The organism is Massilia sp. X63, assembly GCF_041023745.1.
In the GTDB taxonomy this organism is placed as follows: Bacteria; Pseudomonadota; Gammaproteobacteria; order Burkholderiales; family Burkholderiaceae_D; genus Telluria.
The window spans coordinates 377,865-398,459 of the sequence record NZ_JBFTEF010000003.1 but is presented as its reverse complement, the minus strand read 5'-3'; the positions used below and the strand labels follow the sequence as shown (position 1 = coordinate 398,459).

Below are 20,595 nucleotides of genomic sequence, written 5' to 3'. Positions count from 1 at the left end.
ATAATTTTTTGAAGAACAAGGATCGTTTGTGGCAACCATCAAGGACGTAGCGCGTCTCGCCGGCGTCGGACTCGGCACCGCCTCGCGCGTGGTCAGCGGCAAGGGCTCGGTGTCGCCGGCCACGCTGGAACGCGTGCGCAAGGCGATCGACGAGCTGGGTTTTCGCCCCTCGCACGCGGCGCGCGCCCTGCTGTCCGGCACCAGCCGGATGGTCGGCGTCTACATCCCGGTCCTGAGCGGCACCTTCTACACCCCGATCCTGCAGATCATCGACACCGAGCTGCGCGCCGCCGGCCTGCACATGGTGGTGGCCTTCGGCGTCGGCCTGGGCGATGCGCGCCGCCAGGCCATCGAGGGCATCGAATTCCTCATCGAGCGCGGCTGCGACGGCATCGTCATGATGACCAGCGCCCTCACCGACGACGACCTCGCCTCGCTCGGCGCCAAGCAGAAGCAGCTGGTGGCGCTGAACCACGAATTCAGCCAGATCCCGGACCAGTGCTTCACGGTCGACCACGTGCTGGGCGGGCGGCTGGCCGCACGCACCCTGCTCGACTACAAGCATCGCGACATTGCCGTCATCTCCGGACCCACGGCGCTGGCCGACAGCGTGGCGCGCGTCGACGGTTTCATGCGCGAGCTGGAAGCCGAGGGCATCGACACCAGCAAGGTCTGGCTCCACGAAAGCGACTTCTCGCCCCAGGGCGGCTGGTCGGCGGCCAAGGCCCTGGTCGATTCCGGCACCAAGTGCAGCGCCCTGTTCTGCGCCAACGACGAGATGGCGGTGGGTGCGCTGGCCTACTTCCAGGAAGCCGGCATCAGCGTGCCGCGCGACCTGTCGGTGATCGGATACGACGATACCCCGAGCGCAGCGTTCTCGGCGCCGCGCCTGACCTCCGTGCACATGCCATGGCGCGAGATGACGCTCAATGGCCTGAACGCCCTGCTCAACCGCTGCTACGACCTGCACCGCCCCGTCACGCGCACCTTCCCGGTGAGCGTCACCCTGCGCGCCTCGCTGGCCCAGGGGCCGGGCGACAGCCCGGCCGGCGACAACCCGGCCGGCAAGGGCGCCAAAACGACACGCAGTAAAAAGAAATGAGAGGAAGGGCCGCGCGCCGGCCTTTTTTTTAGATTGCAATTGGAAAGCTTTCCAAATATCCTAGATACAGCGACCAAACGCGCATGACACCAGACCAGACCATGACAACAGCCACTCCTCACGAGCCGACCGCACCATCGCGCGGCGATTTTGCCCCCGACTTCTTGTGGGGCTGCGCCACCTCGTCGTACCAGATCGAAGGCGCCGGCCAGGAGGACGGCCGGGTCGAGTCGATCTGGGACCGCTTCGCCGCCACGCCGGGCAAGATCAAGGATGGCTCCAACGGTGCGGTCGCGTGCGACCATTACCACCGCTGGCCGGAAGACTTCGACATCGGCCGCGACATGGGATTGAATGCCTACCGCTTCTCGATCGCCTGGCCGCGCATCTTCTCCTCAGTGGGCAGCAAGCCGAACGAAAAGGGCCTGGATTTCTACTCGCGTCTGGTGGACGGCATGCTGGAGCGCGGCATGCAGCCCTGGGCCACGCTCTACCACTGGGACCTGCCGCAGTACCTGCAGGACCGCGGCGGCTGGAACGAGCGCGCCACGGTCGACGCCTACCTGGCCTTCGTCGATGCGATGACGCGCCGCCTGGGCGACCGCGTGCAGCACTGGATCACGCACAACGAGCCCTGGTGCACTGCCATCATCGGCAATTTCGAAGGCTGGCACGCGCCCGGCAATACCGACTTCAAGACCGCCCTGCAGGTGGCGCACCATGTGCTGCTCTCGCACGGCCAGGCGGTGCCGCTGATCCGCGCCAACGTCGCCGACGCCAAGGTCGGCATCGCGCTGAGCCTGCACCCGGTGCGCGCGGCCAGCGAGCGGCCTGAAGACATCGCGGCCGCTGCCCGCCACGACGGCCTGCGCTACCGCTGGTTCCTCGATCCGCTGTACGGGCGCGGCTACCCGCAAGCCACGCTGGAAGCCATCGGCGACGCGGCGCCGGTGGTCCTGCCGGGCGACATGGAGGCCATCGCCGTGCCGACCGATTTCCTGGGCGTGAACTACTACTTTCCCGAGACCATCCAGCACGACCCGGGCCATGCGCCGCTGTCGGCCCGCGTGCTGCCGCCCGCGCCGGGCGTCGAGACCACCTGCATGGGCTGGGAAGTCGCACCGCAGGGCCTGGCCGAACTCCTGACCCGCATCGAGAACGACTACCACCCGGGACCGATGTACATCACCGAGAACGGCTCGTGCTACGCGGACGAGGTGGGCGCCGACGGCGAGATCGACGACGTTGGGCGCCGCCACTACCTGATGCGCCACCTGGCCACGCTCAAGTCGGCCATCCGGGACGGCGTGCCGGTCAAGGGATATTTCGCCTGGAGCCTGCTCGACAACTTCGAATGGGCCGAAGGCTACCGCAAGCGCTTCGGGCTGACCCACATCGATTATGCAAGCCAGCAGCGCCGCCTGAAGGGCAGCGGCAAGTGGTACCGCTCCTTCCTGCGCGGCGAATGAATCCATCACGTCAACGATAAGAACAGCGAGACAACCCATGAAACCCATGCTTCGCAACCCGGTGCTGGCGCTTGCCGTCGCGCTTGCGCTTCCGGCCACCGCGACGCCGATGACCGACTGGCCGACCGTGCGCAGCGCCATCGCCGGCGACGCCGCGCTCGAACAGCGCGTGCGCGAGATCGTCGGCAAGATGACGCTGGCGCAGAAGATCGGCCAGATGACCCAGCCCGAGATCAAGAGCGCCACGCCGGAAGACGTGCGGCGCTACTATCTCGGCTCGGTGCTCAATGGCGGCGGCAGCTGGCCGAACGGGAACAAGCATGCCAAGGCCGCTGAATGGCTGGCGCTGGCGCAGCGCTACCACGAGGCCTCGATGGCCACCGACATGGCGGTCAAGGTGCCGGTGGTGTGGGGCACGGACGCGGTCCATGGCCACAACAACGTGTTCGGCGCCACCCTGTTCCCGCACAACATTGGCCTGGGCGCGGCGCGCAATCCGAAGCTGCTGGAGGAAATCGGCGCGGCCACCGCCAGGGCCACGCGCGCCAGCGGCATCGCCTGGGTGTTCGGCCCGACCCTGGCGGTGGTCCGGGACGACCGCTGGGGACGCACCTACGAAAGCTATTCCGAGAACCCGGAAGTGGTGAGCAGCTATGCCGGCGCCTACGTGCGCGGCATGCAGGGCATGCTGAAGGACGACGCCAACACCATCGCCACCGCCAAGCATTTCATCGGCGACGGCGGCACCGAGTCCGGCAAGGACCGCGGCGTCAACAAGTCCAGCAGGTCGCAGATGATCAACATCCACGGCGCCGGCTACTACCCGGCGCTGCGGGCGGGCGTGCAGACGGTCATGTCCTCGTTCAACTCGTGGAACGACGTCGCCGGCGGAACCAACTACGGCAAGATGCACGGCAGCCGCGCCATGCTGACCGACGTGCTCAAGACGAAGATGGGCTTCGACGGTTTCGTCGTCACCGACTGGAACGGCATCGGCGAGGTCCCGGGCTGCCGCAACGACAGCTGCGCGCAGGCGATCAATGCCGGCAACGACATGATCATGGTGCCGGACGACTGGAAAGCCTTCATCGCCAACACCATCCGGCAGGTGGAAAGCGGCGAGATCCCGATGGCGCGCATCGACGATGCGGTGAGCCGGATCATCCGCGTCAAGCTGCGCGCCGGCCTGTTCGACAAGAGCCCGGCGCAAAACGCCCATGCGGGCAAGGACGAGGCCATGCAGCCGCGCGAACTCGCGCGCCGCGCCGTGCGCGAATCGCTGGTGCTGCTCAAGAACGACAAGCCCGTGCTGCCGATCGCGCGCGGCAAGAAGATCCTGGTGGTCGGCAAGACCGCGGACGACCTGTCCAACCAGACCGGCGGCTGGTCGATCACCTGGCAAGGCAGCGCCAACACCAATGCCGACTTCCCGAATGCCGACACGATCCTGGCCGGCATCCGCGATGCGGCCGGCCAGGACAAGGTGAGCTTCAGCGCCGACGCCAAGGATGTCGACGTGACCCGGTTCGACGTGGTGGTGGCCGTGATCGGCGAGCGCCCGTATGCGGAAGGCGACGGCGACATCGGCCCCAACGGCACCCTGCGCCACTCGGGCCGCTATCCGGAAGACCTGGCGGTGCTGCAGGCCGTCGCCGGCAAGGGCAAGCCGGTGGTCACCGTGTTCGTCTCGGGCCGCCCGCTGTACGTGAACGACCTGCTCAACCTGTCGGACGTGTTCGTGGCCGCCTGGCTGCCTGGCACCGAAGGCAAGGGCGTGTCCGACCTGCTGGTATCCAGCGGCAAACGCTACGACTTCACTGGCAAGCTGCCCTTCTCCTGGCCGAAGTCGGCCTGCCAGACCGACCTGAACGTCGGCGACAAGCACTATGCGCCGCTGTTCGCCTATGGCTATGGCTTGAAGGCGGGCACCCGCACGAAGCTGGGCAAGCTGGACGCCGCCTACCCGGCCGGCGGCTGCGGCATCAGCAATACCTTCCCGGTGTTCAGCCAGGCCGACCGCGCCAGCTTCCCGCTCACCCTGCGCAGCGGATCGCAGCAGCTGGTGCTGGGCGCCGACCTGAACGCCGCCTTCACCCTGCCGGGCGTCACCGTGCAGACCGCCCAGGTGAACACCCAGCAGGACGCCAAGCTGGTGACCTGGACCGGCCCGGCCAGCTTCGAGGCGCGCGGCGCCCGTGCGATGGTGCTGCCGGCTGCCGCTGCCGCCAACGCGGCGCTGCGCTTCGACACCATCGTCTCGAGCGCCCCTACCGGCAAGGTGGCGATGCGCATGGGCGCCGGCACGCTCGACACCACCACCCTGTTCCAGCGCCTGGCCGGCAAGGGCAAGCAGACCGTCAAGATTCCGCTGGCCTGCTTCCAGGCCAAGGGGACCGATCTCGCCAGGGTGGACACGCCCTTCAGCGTGAGCAGCGACGCCGCCTTTGCCGCCGCCTTCACCAACATCGAGATCGCCGGCGGCGCCGCCGCCGAGCCGGACGCCGTGCGTTGCGAGGATCTCCGATGAGCATGGCACTGAAGCTGCTGGCCGACGTCGGCGGCACCAACGCGCGCTTCGCCCTGCAGTCGGGCGAAGGCTTCGACGATATCGAGGTGCTGGCCTGCGCCGACTACCCGACGCTGGGCGAGGCGATGCGGGCCTATCTCGGCAAGGCTGCCGGACGCGGGCTGGCGGCCGACAGCGTGCGCCACGCCGCCATCGCGATCGCCAACCCGGTCGAGGAAGACCGGGTCAGCATGACGAATCACCACTGGAGCTTTTCGATCGAGGCGCTGCGCCGGGAACAGGGACTCGATACGCTGCTGGTGGTGAACGACTTCGCCGCGCTGGCGATGTCGCTGCCGCACCTGGCGGCCGAGGGACGCGAGCGCATCGGCGGCGGCATCGAGCTGCAGAATCGCCCGATCGGCCTGATCGGGCCGGGCACCGGGCTGGGCGTCTCGGGCGTGATCCCGGCCGGGAAGCGCTGGATCGCGCTGGCCGGCGAAGGCGGCCACGTCACCTTCGCGCCATCGACCAGGGAAGAAGTGGCGATCCTGGAAGCGCTGTGGGGCGAATACGGCCACGTCTCGGCCGAGCGCCTGCTGTCGGGCATGGGCCTGGAGCTGATCCACTGGGCGTTCACCGGCAAGCGCCTCGATGCGCCGGCCATCACCGGGGGCGCCATCGAGGGCAATGGCGCCGATTGCGCGAAGACGGTCGAGACTTTCTGCGGCATCCTCGGCAGCGTGGCCGGCAACGTCGCCCTGACCCTCGGCGCGACCGGCGGCATGTACATCGGCGGCGGCATCGTGCCGCGCCTCGGCCGGCTGTTCGCGGAATCGAGCTTCCGCGCGCGCTTCGAGGACAAGGGGCGCCTCAGTCCCTATCTCGCGCGCATCCCGACCTACCTCATCACCGAGCAGTATCCGGCGCTGCGCGGCGTGTCCGCGATGCTGGCGGACCGGATCGCGCAAGACCATATCGCGGCACAGCAATAACAATACGGAGACCTCATGCAAAACGCAGCCCCCAATCCTGCACCGCCACTGGCGCAAGCCACCGAAGCGGAGCACAACCCGCACACCGGCGCGCTCGTCATCGTCACCATCCTGTTCTTCATGTGGGGCCTGCTCACGTCGCTCAACGACGTGCTGATCCCGCATTTGAAATCGATCTACACCCTGACCTACCTGCAGGCGATGCTGGTGCAGTTCTGCTTCTTCGGCGCCTATTTCATCGTGTCGCTGCCGGCCGGCGCCTTGATCCGCCGGATCGGCTACCAGAACGGCGCCGTTACCGGCCTGATGATCGCGGCGGCCGGCTGCGCCCTGTTCTACCCGGCTTCCAAGAGCGGCTACGGCCTGTTCCTGTTCGCCTTCTTCGTGCTGGCCAGCGGCATCACGATCCTGCAGGTGGCGGCCAATCCCTACGTCACCGTGCTCGGCCCGGCGCGCACCGCCTCGAGCCGCCTGACCTTGACCCAGGCCTTCAACTCGCTCGGCACCACGGTGGCGCCGGCACTGGGCGGCATCCTGATCCTGTCGACCGTGGCCCTGAGCGCGGACCAGCTGGCCGCCCTGCCGGCGGCCGAGCAGGCCGCGCACAAGGCGCAAGAAGCCGCGGCCGTGCAGGGCCCGTATCTCGGCCTGGCGGCGGCGCTGGCGATCCTGGCGGTGCTGTTCGCGCTGGCCCGGCTGCCGAAGATCAGCCACGGGATCGATGGCCAGCCGGCCGTGGACGGCAAGGGCGGCGCGCTGGCCTACCGCCACCTGGTGCTGGGCGCGGTCGCGATCTTCCTGTACGTGGGCGCGGAAGTCAGCATCGGCAGCTTCCTGATCAACTTCCTCGGCGAGGGCCATATCGCGGGCCTGGGCCACGCCGACGCGGCGCAGTACGTCAGCCTGTACTGGGGCGGCGCGCTGGTGGGCCGCTTCATCGGCTTCGCCGTGATGCGCTACGTCAGCCCGGGCCGGACGCTGGCCTTCAATGCCCTCGGTTCGATCCTGCTGGTGCTGCTGGCGACCTTCGGCGAAGGCAAGCTGGCGATGTGGGCGATCCTGGCGGTCGGCCTGTGCAATTCGATCATGTTCCCGACCATCTTCAGCCTGGCGCTGCACGGCCTGGGCAAGTTCACCGGCCAGGGTTCGGGCATCTTGTGCATGGCCATCGTCGGCGGCGCCGTTGTGCCCTTCGTGCAGGGCATGTTCGCCGATACCATCGGCCTGCAGCCGTCCTTCCTGGTGCCGGCCGTGTGCTACCTGTTCATCCTGTACTTCGGCCTGAAGTACGCGAACCTGCACAAGCAGCCGGTGACGGCGGCCTGACGCTTCCCTGCCTCAGGACGCATGCCCGCCGCCCGAGCAGGCATTTTTTTCGTCCTCGCGCAGCGCGTCCATCAGGGCGATGAAGCGCCGCGCCGCCAGGCCGGGCGGGCGCTCGTTGTTCCAGATGACGTCGATGAAGAAGCGCAGCACATTGGTGAAGTTCGCGGTCGGGATCGCGACCAGCTCGCCCTGCTGCAGCAGGGCGCGCACGAAGCCGGAGGGCAGCCAGGCCCAGCCCAGGCCGGCCTTGACCAGCGCCAGCGCCGCGGCCGGGTTATCGGTGCGCCACTGCAGGCGCGCGACGGCGATGCGCTGGTCGACGTGCTCGTTGTCGCGCCCCGCGACCAGCACCTGGCGCTCGGCCAGCAAGTCTTCGTCGCGGATCGGCTCCCTGCCCATGCGTTCGCACAGCGGATGGCTGGGAGCGACCACGGCGACCAGCCTTTCCTCGGCCACTTCCTCGAAGGCCTCCCAGGTTTCGCGCCCGTAGCGCTCGTAGACCAGGGCCAGGTCGGCGCGCCCGCTCTGCAGCATGGCCAGCGCATCGGCCTGCGGTGCGGTGAGCACTTCGACCTTCAGCAGCGGGTACGCGAGCGCCAGCCGGCGCAGCGCTTCGCTCCACGGCGCCGCCGCCAGCAGTTCGGGCACCAGGGCGATGCGCAAGGAGGATTCCAGTTCCTGCGTCAGCGACAGCGCATGGCTGTTCAGTCGCTGCAGCTGTTCGACCAACAGGCGCGCCTGCGGAACCAGCACGGCCGCATGCGCGGTGGGACGCGGTTCGCGGCCGCTGCGGTCGAACAGCTGCAGGTCGAGTTCCGCTTCCAGGTTGGCGATCGCCATGCTGACGGCGGAGGGCACGCGCCCCAGGGCGCGCGCGGCGGCGGAGAAGGAACCGTGGTCCACCGCCGCCAGGAAGACCCGCAGGTTGTCGAGATCGAAAGCCATCTGTCAATTTTACTGACAGCTCCTGACTTTTTCCATCTCGTTGACTGATATAAGCTGCGCCTGTCTTTTTTATCCGGGAAGGAAAACATCATGGCGTGGACCGTACTCGTCGTTGCGGGCCTGTTCGAAATCGTGTGGGCGGTGGGCCTCAAGTACACGGAAGGCTTTACGCGCCTGTGGCCCACGGCCGGCACGCTGCTGGCCATGGCGGTCAGCTTCGGCCTGCTCTCGTACGCACTGAAAACCCTGCCGGTGGGGACGGCCTATGCCGTCTGGACCGGCATCGGCGCGATCGGCACCGCGATCGTCGGCATCGCGCTGCTGGGCGAATCCGCCTCGCTGGCACGGCTGCTGTGCATCGCGATGATCGGCGCCGGCATCATCGGCCTGAAGATGGTCTCGCAGTGAACCGGCCCTGGCCGGGCAGGTACGACCGCCCTATTTCGGCGCCGAGCAGTAACGCTCCACATAGGCCTGGTGCGCGGGCAGGCCGGCCACGGTGCGGTCGATCTGCCCCTTGATCGCGCCGAGGAAGTGCGATAACTCCTCGTCGCCCATCAGGTCGGCCGTTTGATGGTGGCGGTAGGGCAGGATGCCCTGCCCCAGCATCACCTGGACCCACGAGTTCTCGGCGAACAGCTCGTTCGGCACGCGGAATACGCGTCCGGTCTCGCGGAACAGGTCGATGCGGTGCTGGAGCGAGGCCGGCACCTCCATGTTGCGCGCATCCCGCCAGTAGGGCGCGTCGATCCGGTTGTTGACCTTGTAGTGCAGGATGATGAAATCGCGGATGTGCTCGATCTCGGTCGCGGCCTGGCGGTTGAATTCGTCGACGTCGGCCTGGACGATGCCGCTGGTCGGGAACATCTGCATCAGGCGGATGATGCTGCGCTGGATCAGGTGGATGCTGGTCGATTCGATCGGCTCCAGGAAGCCGCTCGACAGGCCGACCGCGACCACATTGTGCTTCCACACCTGGCGCCGCTGGCCCGGCGTGAACCGGATCACGCGCGGCTTCATCAGCGCTTCGCCGGCGATGTTCCCCTGCAGCGCCGCAATCGCTTCGTCTTCGGCCACGTAGCGGCTCGAGAACACGATGCCGTTGCCGACCCGGTGCTGCAGCGGGATGCGCCACTGCCAGCCGAAGGGATGCGCGATCGAGCGCGTGAGCGGCACCGCGTCGCCCACGGACGCCGTCTGCAGGGCCGCCGCGCTGTCGTTGAACAGCCACTGCGACCAGTCTTCGTAGGGCACGCCCAGCGCCTGCCCGATCAGCAGGGCGCGAAAGCCGGTGCAGTCGATGAACAGGTCGCCCTCGATGTCCTCGCCCGAATCGAGCGTGATCGAGCGTACGTGGCCGCTGAGCGCACTGGTGCCGACGTCGACGATCTTGCCCTCGATGCGCTGCACCCCGAAGCGCTCGCTGAACTTGCGCAGGTAGCGCGCGTAGGCGCTGGCGTCCAGGTGGTAGGCGTAGTTCATGCCGAAGTTCCTACCATTTTGCGGGAGGTGGGCGAACTTGTTCTCCTGCGCGGCGCGCAGCTCCAGGCAATAGTCGCCGTAGTCGCCCGCCAGGCCGCGCTCGCGGCCCTTGTGCCAGAAGTGCTGGAAGCCGGCGGTCCAGTGGTCGGTGCCGGTCAGGCCGAACGAGTGGATGTAGTCCTCGTTGACGTTGCGCCAGTTTTCGAAACTGATGCCGAGCTTGAAGGTGGCCTTGGTCTCGGCCATGAATTCCTGCTCGTTGATCTCGAGGAGATTGTGGAAGTTCAGCAGGGTCGGAATGGTGGCTTCGCCCACGCCGACGGTGCCGATCTCGTCGGACTCGACCAGCTTGATGTCGAGGCGCTTGCCCAGCACCTTCGAGATGCAGGCCGCGGCCATCCAGCCGGCGGTGCCGCCGCCGGCGATGACGACGCGGCGCACGGGCTTGCCCATGCCGTTTGCTAGCTTATCCATGTCGCCTCCTCAGCGGTTCATTCTTTTCAGTAGTTGGGCGCGGATGCTGCGCACGCTGTCGCCGTCCATCGGCGCCAGCGCACGCCGGGCCGCCGGCGGAATGTGGGCGAAGGTGTCCTCGTCCGCTTCGAACACGTAGTGGCGAAACAGCGCCTGCCACGCCTTGCGCTGCTCGGGCGGCAGGTCGCGCACGCTCATCAGCGCATGCATCAGCGCGTTCATCGGCGTGTCCATGTAGTCCGGCGACTGGCGCCACCAGTAATTCACCAGCACATTGAAGTCTTCCAGCGCCTGGATGTGGTGCCACCACATGCTCGGGATGAACAGGGCGTCGCCCGGCGCCAGGTCGACCGCTAGCGCGTGTTCCATCGCCAGGGCAAAGCGCGGGAAGCGCTCCAGGTCGGGTTGCAGGAAATCGACCAGGCTGATGGCCTGTCCGGCCGGCGTGAGATCGAGCGGGCCGATGTACAGGTTGGACACCTGCTGCGGCGGGAACAGCGTAAAGCGGCGCCGGCCGGCCACGACGCAGGCCAGGTTGTCCGGCAGGTCGTAGTGGGCGGCGATGCGGGTGCGGTTGCCGATCCAGATCGAGCCCAGCGCATCGCGCCCGCCCAGGTCGATGCGGTTCTCGTCGTGGAAACCGGGCAGGCAGGTGTCGATCGTGGTCGAACCGACGTAGATCGCCGGTTGATGTTCGACACCACGGTAGCGTCCCAGTTCGTCCAGCACCTTGTCGAGGCGCACCCGCACCGGCGCGAAATTGAAGCCGTCCAGGTTCTCGTTGTAGAAGAAGCGGCCGTCGATCTCGGGCGGGCCGAGCATGGCGTTGACGGTGGCGTCGCGGTAGAAGCGACGCAGGTAGGCGTCGGCCGCATCGGCCGATGCGCACGCCGCCGCCACCATCGGCCAGGCCGCGACCAGGCCGCGCAGCACCACCGGTTCGGTGGACGCGAGAATGCCCGGGCCGAGGTCGCTCGGCCTCAGGTCGTGCAGCTCGCGGATGGGTTTAGCGACCGGCAGCACGGCGTGCATTCTTGCGGTCGATCAGCGCGCGGAAATTCGACAGCGAGGCGATCTGGAAGTAGATGGCGGAGAGCCAGCCGGCCTTGTGCAGGCTGTCGAGCGCGGCTGCGTCGAGCACGGCCAGGCGCTCTTCGTTGACGGTGTAGAAGCCGGCCAGGCGGTTCTGCGAGCCGTCGTCGAGGGTGACGTCGAGCGAGAAGCCTTCGAGCAGCTCGTGCTTCATCAGCGCCTCGATGAAGCCCGCATTCGACTGCATGCCTTCATGGATGGTGAGCAGCATCGTGTTGACGCTCTCCAGGTAGGGCGACATGCCGCCGTGCGGCAGGAAGATCGGTTCGCCTTCCTGGGTGCCGATGCGCGGGCTGTCGAGGTCGATGTGGATCATCAGCTCGTCGCCGTCGCGGCCGATCAGGAAAGGCAGGCGTTCGACCAGCAGCGGAACCGTGGAGGCGTCCCAGCCTTGCTCGTCCAGGAACAGGTTTTCGTCGGACTCGAAACCGAACAGGGCCACCGGCTCGAACGGCCGGGCCTCGCTCTCCCTGCGGAAGATGATCGGATAGTGGGCCTGCAGCATGCGGAATTCGGCGGGGAAGGTCTGCACGTAAGCATAGCTCTCGTCCATGTCGCGGCCATGGCGGGTGATCACGCGCAGGTCTTTGTGATCGATGTTATTCAGGAGTACTGCGTTGGCCATCGTGTGTCTCTCTTTGTTGTCGTTGGTATCAGGTGGGCAGCCCGTGGCGCACGATGTGCGCGATGAGCCCGCGGTTGTCGGGCAGCCCAGGCAGCATACGTCGTGTGAGGTCGGCGGCCTGGCGCAGGAAGGCGTCCGCCGTGGCGCCGTCGCCCTCCCCGACGCGCTCGCGCCGGGCCAGGCCGGGTTCGGGTGCAAAGCCCATGCCGTACAACACATACTGGTAGCTCGCCGCGGGGAACACCTCGAGGATGCGGTCGAAGTCGCCGCGCGAAGGCGGGCGGTGGCGCCACAGCGCCAGCAGGTCGGACAGGCGCTGCGGGATGGTCTCGCCGCGGCGGTTGTCGCGCCAGTAGCCGCTGCCGTCGTGCTCCCCGCCGCGCCGACTCAGGACGTAATGCAGCTTGAGGAAATCGATCACCCGTTCCCAGCGGTAGGTGAAGCTGTCGTTGAAGCGCCGGGCGCTGATGTCCATCTGTGCGCGCGTGGCCGGCATCTCGTCGGCCAGCATGGCGCTTGCCAATTCGACCAGCGCCAGCGCCGAGGCTTCCAGCGGTTCGATGAAGCCGCTCGATAAGCCGATGGCGACGCAGTTGCGGTGCCAGAAGCGCGCGCGGTAGCCGGGTTCGAAACGCAGCTTGCGCGGCGCGGGAATGTCTTCGGGGCCGCCGGTGGCGCGGATGTAGTCGCGCAGCGCGCGCTCGGCTGCCTCGTCGCTGGTGTGCGCGCTCGAATACACGTGGCCGATGCCGCGCCGGGTCGGCAGGCCGATGTCCCAGATCCAGCCGGCTTGCTGCGCGGTGGAGGTGGTCTGCGAGGCGATCGGGTCGTCCTGGTTCGCATACGGGACCTGCACCGCCAGCGCGCTGTCGTTGAACAGGACGCCGCGCTGCGCCAGGAAAGGCACGCCGTAGTGCTTCCCGAGCAGCAGCGACTGCATGCCGGTGCAGTCCACGAACAAATCGCCGGCCAGTTCGCCATGCGCCCTGGTCTGCAGCGCGGCGATGTCGCCGTTGTCATGGGACAGGATGGCGGTGACGTGGTCCGGCACGTAGTGCACGCCGAGCTTCTCGAGGCAGTGCTTTTTCAGGAACAGGCCGAACTTGCCGGCATCGAGATGGTAGCCGTAGTTGGCCACCGCCGCGAATTCGGGGGTGGCGGCCTGCTTCGGCGCGCGGCCGTGCACGCACAGGTGCGGCTGGTAGCTCACCAGGTCGGCAAAGGGCACCGAGGCGTGGCGTTCCAGCCAGCGGCCGGCAAGGTCGGCGTCGCCCCAGCCCTGGGGCAGCACGAAGGGATGAAAATAATAGTCGTCGGCTGCGCCGCTGGCCCAGCGGTTGAAGCGCGAGCCCTGCTTGAAGGCGGCGTCGCATTCGCGAAAAAAGGCGGATTCGGACAGCCCGCACGCGCGCAGTGTGTCGCGCATGGTCGGCCAGGTGCCTTCGCCCACGCCGATGGTCGGCACGTCGGGCGATTCGACCAGGGTGACGCGCAGGCCGCCGCTTTCGGCCTGCTGGAAGCTCGATGCAAGGACGGCGGCGGTCAGCCAGCCGGCCGAGCCTCCGCCCACGATGACGACATGCCTGATGGTGGTGCTCACCATGTCTGTTTCCAAATAATGAGGCTGGGCGAGTCTACCCCAAAATGACCCCGGCGGACCGTGTCGGAATACACGGCCCGCCGGATCGGGCCGGAACCGGCTTAGAACTTGTAGCGGGCCGACAGCATGTAGCGCGGACCGGACTGCTCCACATACAGCGCCTGGCGTTCGTTACGGCCGTGCACGCGGCGGATCTCGTCGGTCAGGTTGATGCCCTCGAACTGCACGCTCAGGTTGGTGTTGATGTTGTACCCGATGCTCAGGTCGAACTGGCCGTAGGCCTCGACGTAGTTCGGGTTCGGGCCAGAGCCGTCGAAGGTCGACGCCAGGAACTTGTCGCGCCAGTTGTAGGCCGCGCGCACGTTCCACTTGTCGTTCTCGAAGATACCGACCAGGTTGGCCGAATCGCTCAGGCCGACCAGGGCGAACTGCTCGCCGATGCTCGAGTTGTCGTACTGGAGGCCGGAGTCGACCTTGGTGTAGTTCGCCTGGACGCCGAAGCCGGAGCTGCCGAACATGTGCTGCACGTTCAGCTCGAGGCCGCGCAGGCGCGCTTGCTTCTGGTTCGAGTAGCTGGTGATCTTGAAGTTGGCGACCGGGTCGTTCGGCTGGCCGACGATGGTGCCGGTGGCGTTGCCCGACGGGTCATCCGCACCGCGCGTCACGCCGGGGCGGCCGGCGAAGTTGCGGAAGATGTAGTTGCGGATGCAGGTGGTATCCGCGTTCGCGCAGCCATTCGCCACCGCCGCATTCCAGTAGGCGCCGCCGACCGGGGTGTGCAGGTTGAAGGGCTGTGCCACGACCTGCGACTGGCCGGCATAGTTTTCCAGGCGCTTGCGGAAGTGGCCGAGCGAGACGAAGCTCGACTTGCTGTAGTACCACTCCCAGGCCAGGTCGATGTTCTTCGACTTGACCGGCAGCAGGCCCGGGTTGCCCTGGCGGCCGGTGCCGCCCTCGACGCGCGCCAGCGTGTCGAGCACCTGGCCGCCGGTGAGCTGGTCGTAGCGTGCGCGGCCAATGGTTTCGCCGTAGCTGAAGCGGCCCTTCATGTCCGAACGCAGGTCGATGTCGGCGTCGAAACTCGGCAGCACGTGCTTGTACTTGCCGGTCAGGGTGGTGAAGGCCGGCGCGCCGAAGCTCACCGGGAATTCGTTCTGCGACACCCAGCTGATCTGGGTCGCGGTCGGCACCAGCGCGGTCGAGGTGACGTCGGTCTTCTCGTAGCGGACACCGATCGATGTGTGGATCGGCAGCGCCGTATCCCAGTCGGTGTTGAACTGCAGGTACAGGCTCTTCGACTTCTCGCGGGTGCGCTGGTCGGTGTCGTAGGTGGTCTTCGGCAGGTACAGGTCCGGACGGCCCGATGCCTTGGCCGCCAGCTGGCGCACCGCGTCGAAGTTAAAGGTATAGAAGGTGTTGAACAGGTTCGGGTTGTCGTGGCCGTCGACGCTGTCGAAATACTGGCGCAGGCTCTCGGCGTGGAAGTAGCTGGCCGGGTAGTCCGACGGCACGGTGGCGCCGCCCCAGGTGTCGCGCTGCTGCACCGAGAAGGCCGAGCGGTTCTGGACGTCGGTGTGGCCCAGGCCAAACTTCAGTTCGGATGCTTCCAGCATCTTCCAGCTGCCATGCGTCTGGACCTGCTTGACCTCGCTCTTCACGTAGCCGTTCTCGAATACCGAGCCCGTGACCTGTTGCGGTGCGCGCTGGAAGTCGGCGCCCTTGATGCTCAGCACCGGCAGGTCTTGCGAGAAGTCGACGCTGGTGTCGCCGCGGCTGAAGCTGGCGGTACCTAGCACGTTGGACGAGCCGAACGGACTGTCCGGCTTCGATTCGGCGGTCGACTTGTGGGCGTCGAGTTCGAGGCGCACGTCGCTGTTGACGCGCCATGCGGTATTGAAGCCGAGCGACTTGTTCTGGGTCTTGGTGGCGAAGTCGGCGCCGCCCATCGCGATGTCGCTGTTGTTACCCGGGATCAGCTCGGTGTACACCAGCGGTGCGGCCACCGGACCGTCGGTCCAGGTGCTGGTGGACGGACCGAAGTTGAACCAGGCCGACACGTCCTGGCGGCGGGTCTGGATCTTGTTTTCCGAATAGGTGTAGTCCAGGGTCGTGGTCAAGGCCTTGGTCGGTGCGAACTGGAACACCAGCTGGCCATTGGTACGCTGGCGCTGGATGCCGTTCATGGCGTAGTTCATGTTCTGCGGGACCTGGTACAGGTCGGTCGGGTCGGGACGGTTGACCACGCCCGGCGTCTGGCCGTTCGGACCCGGCTGGGGGATGGTGCCCCAGTTGTTCTCGTCGCCGCGGAACGGACCCTTCCAGCCGTTGCCCACGGAGGCCACGTTGTAGCCCAGATTGCGCTCCTGATAGCTGGCCGACAAGCCGATGCCGAAGCGGCCGTCGGCGGAGGTATTGCTGTAGATGCCCGATACTTCAGGGGTGACCTTGCCGCCGCGCTTGACGTCGGCCGGCAGGTTCTCGGCCGACTTGTCGTAGACGCCCTTGACGCCGATGCTGGCCTGCAGGCCCGGGCGCGACAGCGGACGCGCGGTCAGCACGTTGATGGTGGCGCCGATGCCGCCGGTCGGGGTCTCGGCACGGGCCGATTTGTACACCTGCAGCTGCGAGATCGCTTCCGAGGCAATGTTGGCGAAGTCGTAGGCGCGGCCCGGGCGGTCGCCCAGGTTCGAGGTCGGCATCTGGCGGCCGTTCAGCAGCACCAGGTTGAAGTCGGGGCCGACGCCGCGCACGGTGACCTTCGAGCCTTCGCCGATGGTGCGGTCGATCGACACGCCGCTGATGCGCTGCAGCGATTCGGCCAAGTTGGTGTCCGGGAACTTGCCGATGTCTTCGGCGACGATGCCATCGACGAAGCCCTGCGCATTGCGCTTGAGGGCCATCGAGGATTCGAGGCTGGCGCGCAGGCCGGTCACGACGACGGTCTGGACGCCGGCCGGCGAGGATGGGGTGCTGCCTTCCTGCGGGGTGACCGCGGCGGGGTCGCTGGTGGCGGCGGCGCCCGGCGTCGAAGCGACTTCCTGGGCATACGCCGGCACGAATGCCGCGCAGGCGCTGGCTACTGCCAGGCTGATCAATGTCTGTTTAGCCTTGGGGTAATACATGGTGCTCTCCTGTTTTTTTTAAAATTGACCGTCACCCACTCCAACGGTGTCTCCACTACCTGTGCCGGCTTGCCCTTGTCTCGCTGCGCCGGACTGCAGCGCATTGATCGTCCCTGCCGTCATCCCTGCTCGCGTCCTGCACTCATCCCTCAGCCTGGGCACCTCCTCGCCGGACGGCACAAGGAGGACAGGCGGCTACTGCCGGTGTCCTCGCTTCCAGGTAGCGGATAAAGGCTTGCGCGTTGCGCTTCATCTGTCTTCGCTTCGGCTTGCATCTTGCGATGCGGTGTTTGGTTGAAGCCGTCTGTTCGGTGCATGGAAACGTTTCCATGGAAGTTGTCTGAATATTAGGGTTGGAAAAAAAAATTGTCAACGGAATATTCCGTGCGGGGATGGGGGCAAATGCGGCTGATTTGCAACATCGTCGAGGCTTTACAGGGAGAGCAGCGCTTGGACCATCCCAGCAGCCTCGGCAGGATGCAATTGACACCGAAAATTCGCCGATGTTATAGTCGGCTTGACTTTTTGGTAACGTTTCCAATATTTGCCGACATGCGGCGGCGTGGCAGGCAGCAGGCGCGCGGCCCGACGCCACAAGGAGAACCATGAAACCGATTCGCTTCCTGATTGCCCCGCTGGCTGCGCTGTGCGCGTTCGCCATGAGCGCTTGCGCCACCGCGCCGGCCCACCCACCTGCCGCTTTGTCGGCGGCAGCACCCGACGGCGCCCACCCTGCCGGTTGGACCCTGGCCTGGAGCGACGAATTCGACGGCGCCCAGCTCGACCGCAAGAAGTGGGTGGCCGAAACCGGCGGCCATGGCTGGGGCAACAAGGAGCTGCAGCATTACACCGACCGGCCGGAGAATGTCCGGGTGGCGGGCGGCATGCTCGTCATCGAAGCGCGCCGGGAACGCCATGGCGGCAACGACTACACCTCGGCGCGCATCAAGACCGCCGGCCTGATGGAGCAGATGCATGGCCGCTTCGAAGCGCGCATCAAGGTCCCGCAAGGCCAGGGTGTCTGGCCCGCGTTCTGGATGCTGGGTGCGAACATCCAGCAAGTCGGCTGGCCGCGCAGCGGTGAGATCGACATCATGGAAAACATCGGCAAGGAACCGGCGATCGTGCACGGCACCGTGCACGGACCGGGTTATTCGGGAGATAAGGCGTTCGGCAGTCCGTCGCCGCTCGAGCGCGGCATCTATGCCGACGATTTCCACGTGTTCGCGGTCGAATGGGAGCGCGGCGAGATCCGCTGGTATCGCGACGGCATGCTGTACCACACGGCCCGCCCCGCACTGGTCAAGGGCGACTGGGTGTTCGAGCATCCCTTCTTCGTGCTGCTGAACCTGGCCGTCGGCGGCCAGTGGCCCGGCGATCCGGACAGCACGACGGTCCTGCCCCAGCAAATGCTGGTGGACTACGTGCGCGTCTACCGGCGCACGCCGGCGCAGTGATGCCGGCTTTTTTACGCTCCAGGCCGCGGATTGCGCAGTTCATCGCACGCACCCGGAGACCGGCATGGCAGCGCCGTATAGTGCTTCCATCGCCACCTACCGGAGAACAAGCATGAAGAAACTGTTGAGTGCCGCCGCCGTCGCCGCCACGCTCGCACTGGTTGCCAGCCCCTCCTTCGCCGATGAACTGGTCCGCGAAAACCGCAGCGTCGATGCCAAGGTCACCAAGGTGAAACTGGACGGCATCGTCGACCTCGTTGTGCGCCAAGGCAATACCCCTTCCCTGGTGGTGGCGGGCGACCGCCGCTACGTGCAGCGCATCACCACCTCGGTGCGCGGCGACACGCTGGAAATCGGCACCGAATCCTTCCGTACTCGCAACGGCGACACGCACGAGAAATTGCGCGCCGAGCTGACCGTCCCCAACCTGGCCGAATTTACCTCGCAGGGCGTCGGCACCTCGACCGTCACCGGCTTCTCGGGCAATTCCATCCAGCTTGCCCTCGATGGCGCCGGCTCGGTGACGCTGAACAGCAATTACCGCAACATCGACGCGCGGCTGGGCGGTGTCGGTGGACTGGCGCTGAACGGCGTACGCGCCGATCGCGTCGACCTGAACCTGCGCGGCGCGGGCCGCATCAGCGTCAACGGCGAGAGCAAGCTGCTGCGCGCCAAGCTGGCCGGCGTCGGCAGCCTGGAAGCACAGGGCCTGCGCGCGGAGTCGGTCGACCTCGACATGAGCGGTCTCGGTGGCGCGACGGTGCATGCGACGCGCGCGGCCGAGGTCGACCTGAGCGGCATGGGCTCGGCAACGGTCTATGGCAACCCGGCTACCCGCCATGCCAACACCAGCGGCATGGGCAAGGTGAGCTGGAAATAAGCGCGCGTCCGCGCTAGGGCTGCCGCTCCCTGACTACCATGCTGTTCCGTACTTCCTTCACGCCCGGGATCTCACGGGCGATCTGCGCCGCCCGGGCAGCGCTCTCGGCCGAATCGACGAAGCCGCTGAGCTGAACCGTTCCCTTGAAGGTTTCGACCTGGACCTCGGTTGCCTTGACCTGGGGATCGGTGGCGAAGGCCGTCTTGATGCGGGTGGTGATGGCGGCATCGTCGATGTACTGGCCGGTGCCGCGATGCGTGCCGGACGGCGCACACGCGGTAAGGATGGCCAGCACCAGGCCGAGCAGGATCAGATGGATGCGGTAGGAAAGATTCATGGAAGGCTCCCGAGAGAAGGCGGACCAACCCATTCTCTCGGGATTCTCTGATCGGCGTTTGATGCGGAACAAACGTGCAAACGGACCTTTTTTCAATCCGGTTTGTTCATCGCCAATACCGGCGTTGTAGCTTGCGCGGCTGGCGCCGGCCGCAGCACGAAGCCGCGCCGCGCGACATCGCGCCCGATCACCACGCGCAGGTTGGCGGGCGCACAGCTGGCCACTTCCTGCAACTGCGCGCCGCCGAAGCGGCCGGCCAGGCGCTCGGCCGCCGCGCGAAAGGCCGCTTCGAATTCGATGCGGGTGTGGCGCACGCCGAAGCCCGGCTGGTTCGACAGGCGCGCCACCTTCAGCCCGCCGCTGCCGACCTGGCGCGCTAGCATGCGCGCCATGCCCGGCACACCATTGCCATTGCGTACTTCGACCAGTGCGAGCGCCGCACCGCCGGCACCTGGGGCCGCCGGCGCCGGTGTAGAGGGGCTCAGCGGCGCCGAACCGCGCCGCAGTTCCAGCATGCCATCCGGTCCGACGTGCAGCTGCACCTGGCTCCAGCCCGCTTCCTCGCGCACCGGCGCCTTGAGCGCGCGATCGATCGCGGGCACCGCGGTCTGTCCGCCGGCGGCGGCGTAATCGGCGCGCACGTCATGCGCGAGCAAGGCATCCGCCTGGCGCAGCATCTGTTGCGCGCGCTCCTCCTGCCCCAGCTTGCGCAGGGTTTCGCCGAGCAGTTGCCAGGAGCGGTGGGCCAGCGGATCGAGCAGGCAGGCCTTCTCCAGCGACACCAGCGCCCTGCCGTAGTCGCCGCTCAGGAAGTAGGCGTGCCCGAGGTTGCTGAACAGGTAGGCCTTGCCGGGACCGGAGGCCAGCGTCAGCGATTCGGTCAGCGCACTCCACAGCGCGATCGCGGCGCCGAACTCGCGCTGCTCCGCGTACAGGGTGGCCAGCCCGTTGCGTGCGTTCACGTGTCCGGGCGCCGCCTGCAGCGCCACCTCATAGGTGGCGCGCGCTTCGTCGTAGCGCCGCGCCAGGTGGTGGTTGCGGCCGGTGAGATAAGCGTCGTCGGCCGCCGGCACCGCGGCATTGAAGGTGGCGCGCCCGCCGATCGGGGCACAGGCAAGCAGGCTCGTACCCGCACACAGCAGCGCCAGGCGGGTGAGGCAGGGTGTGGTTCGCATGACAGGCT

Annotated in this window: 16 protein-coding genes; 8 read left to right on the top strand and 8 right to left on the bottom strand. The window is 67.0% G+C overall.

Going from position 1 to position 20,595, the window contains the following annotated elements; all coding sequences use genetic code 11:
- The first annotated feature begins 28 nt into the window (after positions 1-28).
- From AB3347_RS08825 to AB3347_RS08805, 5 genes are all read left to right on the top strand, one after another.
- Positions 29-1,102, top strand: coding sequence for a LacI family DNA-binding transcriptional regulator (locus AB3347_RS08825; RefSeq protein ID WP_369091413.1), 1,074 nt, complete (start codon positions 29-31; stop codon positions 1,100-1,102).
- Between the two features lie 101 nt (positions 1,103-1,203).
- Positions 1,204-2,571 (top strand): GH1 family beta-glucosidase, encoded by a 1,368-nt coding sequence (locus AB3347_RS08820; protein WP_369091412.1) that lies wholly within the window; start codon positions 1,204-1,206, stop codon positions 2,569-2,571.
- Positions 2,572-2,608: 37 nt separating this feature from the next.
- Positions 2,609-5,098, top strand: a complete 2,490-nt coding sequence (locus AB3347_RS08815) for a glycoside hydrolase family 3 N-terminal domain-containing protein (protein WP_369091411.1) — start codon at positions 2,609-2,611, stop codon at positions 5,096-5,098.
- The gene (locus tag AB3347_RS08810) at positions 5,095-6,072 is read left to right on the top strand and encodes a glucokinase (RefSeq protein ID WP_369091410.1); all 978 of its coding nucleotides are present in this window, start codon (positions 5,095-5,097) and stop codon (positions 6,070-6,072) included. The genes AB3347_RS08815 and AB3347_RS08810 overlap by 4 nt, the downstream gene beginning before the upstream one ends.
- Positions 6,073-6,087: 15 nt before the next feature.
- Positions 6,088-7,398 carry a sugar MFS transporter gene (locus AB3347_RS08805; protein WP_369091409.1) on the top strand — a complete coding sequence of 437 codons (1,311 nt, stop codon included), beginning with the start codon at positions 6,088-6,090 and terminating at the stop codon, positions 7,396-7,398.
- A 12-nt stretch (positions 7,399-7,410) separates the two neighbouring features.
- On the opposite strand, the gene AB3347_RS08800 is transcribed toward AB3347_RS08805, so the two are convergent.
- Positions 7,411-8,343: a LysR family transcriptional regulator gene (locus tag AB3347_RS08800; protein ID WP_369091408.1), complete on the bottom strand. Its 933-nt coding sequence runs from the start codon at positions 8,341-8,343 to the stop codon at positions 7,411-7,413.
- Positions 8,344-8,433: 90 nt separating this feature from the next.
- Here AB3347_RS08800 and sugE point away from each other — a divergent pair, with 90 nt between their 5' ends.
- Positions 8,434-8,751 (top strand): quaternary ammonium compound efflux SMR transporter SugE, encoded by a 318-nt coding sequence (gene sugE / locus AB3347_RS08795; RefSeq protein ID WP_369091407.1) that lies wholly within the window; start codon positions 8,434-8,436, stop codon positions 8,749-8,751.
- 30 nt (positions 8,752-8,781) lie between these two features.
- Here sugE and AB3347_RS08790 read toward each other — a convergent pair whose 3' ends face one another.
- From AB3347_RS08790 to AB3347_RS08770, 5 genes are all read right to left on the bottom strand, one after another.
- Positions 8,782-10,299: a tryptophan halogenase family protein gene (locus AB3347_RS08790; RefSeq protein ID WP_369091406.1), complete on the bottom strand. Its 1,518-nt coding sequence runs from the start codon at positions 10,297-10,299 to the stop codon at positions 8,782-8,784.
- Between the two features lie 9 nt (positions 10,300-10,308).
- The gene (locus AB3347_RS08785) at positions 10,309-11,331 is read right to left on the bottom strand and encodes a cupin-like domain-containing protein (RefSeq protein ID WP_369091405.1); all 1,023 of its coding nucleotides are present in this window, start codon (positions 11,329-11,331) and stop codon (positions 10,309-10,311) included.
- Positions 11,306-12,016 carry a SapC family protein gene (locus AB3347_RS08780; RefSeq protein ID WP_369091404.1) on the bottom strand — a complete coding sequence of 237 codons (711 nt, stop codon included), beginning with the start codon at positions 12,014-12,016 and terminating at the stop codon, positions 11,306-11,308. Before AB3347_RS08780 ends, AB3347_RS08785 begins: the two co-directional genes overlap by 26 nt.
- 28 nt (positions 12,017-12,044) lie before the next feature.
- A complete protein-coding gene (locus AB3347_RS08775; RefSeq protein ID WP_369091403.1) occupies positions 12,045-13,619 on the bottom strand; it encodes a tryptophan halogenase family protein in 1,575 nt (524 codons plus the stop codon).
- A 98-nt stretch (positions 13,620-13,717) separates the two neighbouring features.
- On the bottom strand, positions 13,718-16,738 hold the full coding sequence (locus AB3347_RS08770; protein WP_369091402.1) for a TonB-dependent receptor: 3,021 nt from the start codon (positions 16,736-16,738) through the stop codon (positions 13,718-13,720).
- Positions 16,739-17,343: 605 nt separating this feature from the next.
- Here AB3347_RS08770 and AB3347_RS08765 point away from each other — a divergent pair.
- The gene (locus AB3347_RS08765) at positions 17,344-18,195 is read left to right on the top strand and encodes a family 16 glycosylhydrolase (protein WP_369091401.1); all 852 of its coding nucleotides are present in this window, start codon (positions 17,344-17,346) and stop codon (positions 18,193-18,195) included.
- A 112-nt stretch (positions 18,196-18,307) separates the two neighbouring features.
- A complete protein-coding gene (locus tag AB3347_RS08760; RefSeq protein ID WP_369091400.1) occupies positions 18,308-19,075 on the top strand; it encodes a DUF2807 domain-containing protein in 768 nt (255 codons plus the stop codon).
- A gap of 13 nt (positions 19,076-19,088) precedes the next feature.
- Here AB3347_RS08760 and AB3347_RS08755 read toward each other — a convergent pair whose 3' ends face one another.
- Both AB3347_RS08755 and AB3347_RS08750 read right to left on the bottom strand, forming a co-directional pair.
- Positions 19,089-19,412: a BON domain-containing protein gene (locus AB3347_RS08755; RefSeq protein ID WP_369091399.1), complete on the bottom strand. Its 324-nt coding sequence runs from the start codon at positions 19,410-19,412 to the stop codon at positions 19,089-19,091.
- A 92-nt stretch (positions 19,413-19,504) separates the two neighbouring features.
- Entirely contained in the window at positions 19,505-20,587 is a 1,083-nt protein-coding gene (locus tag AB3347_RS08750) for a tetratricopeptide repeat protein (RefSeq protein ID WP_369091398.1), read from the bottom strand.
- Positions 20,588-20,595 lie beyond the last annotated feature (8 nt).

Coding starts and splice junctions, on each gene's coding strand:
- AB3347_RS08820 (WP_369091412.1), top strand. CDS start 1,204: ATGACAACAGCCACTCCTCACGAGCCGACCGCACCATCGCGCGGCGAT.
- AB3347_RS08815 (WP_369091411.1), top strand. CDS start 2,609: ATGAAACCCATGCTTCGCAACCCGGTGCTGGCGCTTGCCGTCGCGCTT.
- AB3347_RS08810 (WP_369091410.1), top strand. CDS start 5,095: ATGAGCATGGCACTGAAGCTGCTGGCCGACGTCGGCGGCACCAACGCG.
- AB3347_RS08805 (WP_369091409.1), top strand. CDS start 6,088: ATGCAAAACGCAGCCCCCAATCCTGCACCGCCACTGGCGCAAGCCACC.
- AB3347_RS08800 (WP_369091408.1), bottom strand. CDS start 8,343: ATGGCTTTCGATCTCGACAACCTGCGGGTCTTCCTGGCGGCGGTGGAC.
- sugE (WP_369091407.1), top strand. CDS start 8,434: ATGGCGTGGACCGTACTCGTCGTTGCGGGCCTGTTCGAAATCGTGTGG.
- AB3347_RS08790 (WP_369091406.1), bottom strand. CDS start 10,299: ATGGATAAGCTAGCAAACGGCATGGGCAAGCCCGTGCGCCGCGTCGTC.
- AB3347_RS08785 (WP_369091405.1), bottom strand. CDS start 11,331: ATGCACGCCGTGCTGCCGGTCGCTAAACCCATCCGCGAGCTGCACGAC.
- AB3347_RS08780 (WP_369091404.1), bottom strand. CDS start 12,016: ATGGCCAACGCAGTACTCCTGAATAACATCGATCACAAAGACCTGCGC.
- AB3347_RS08775 (WP_369091403.1), bottom strand. CDS start 13,619: ATGGTGAGCACCACCATCAGGCATGTCGTCATCGTGGGCGGAGGCTCG.
- AB3347_RS08770 (WP_369091402.1), bottom strand. CDS start 16,738: ATGTATTACCCCAAGGCTAAACAGACATTGATCAGCCTGGCAGTAGCC.
- AB3347_RS08765 (WP_369091401.1), top strand. CDS start 17,344: ATGAAACCGATTCGCTTCCTGATTGCCCCGCTGGCTGCGCTGTGCGCG.
- AB3347_RS08760 (WP_369091400.1), top strand. CDS start 18,308: ATGAAGAAACTGTTGAGTGCCGCCGCCGTCGCCGCCACGCTCGCACTG.
- AB3347_RS08755 (WP_369091399.1), bottom strand. CDS start 19,412: ATGAATCTTTCCTACCGCATCCATCTGATCCTGCTCGGCCTGGTGCTG.
- AB3347_RS08750 (WP_369091398.1), bottom strand. CDS start 20,587: ATGCGAACCACACCCTGCCTCACCCGCCTGGCGCTGCTGTGTGCGGGT.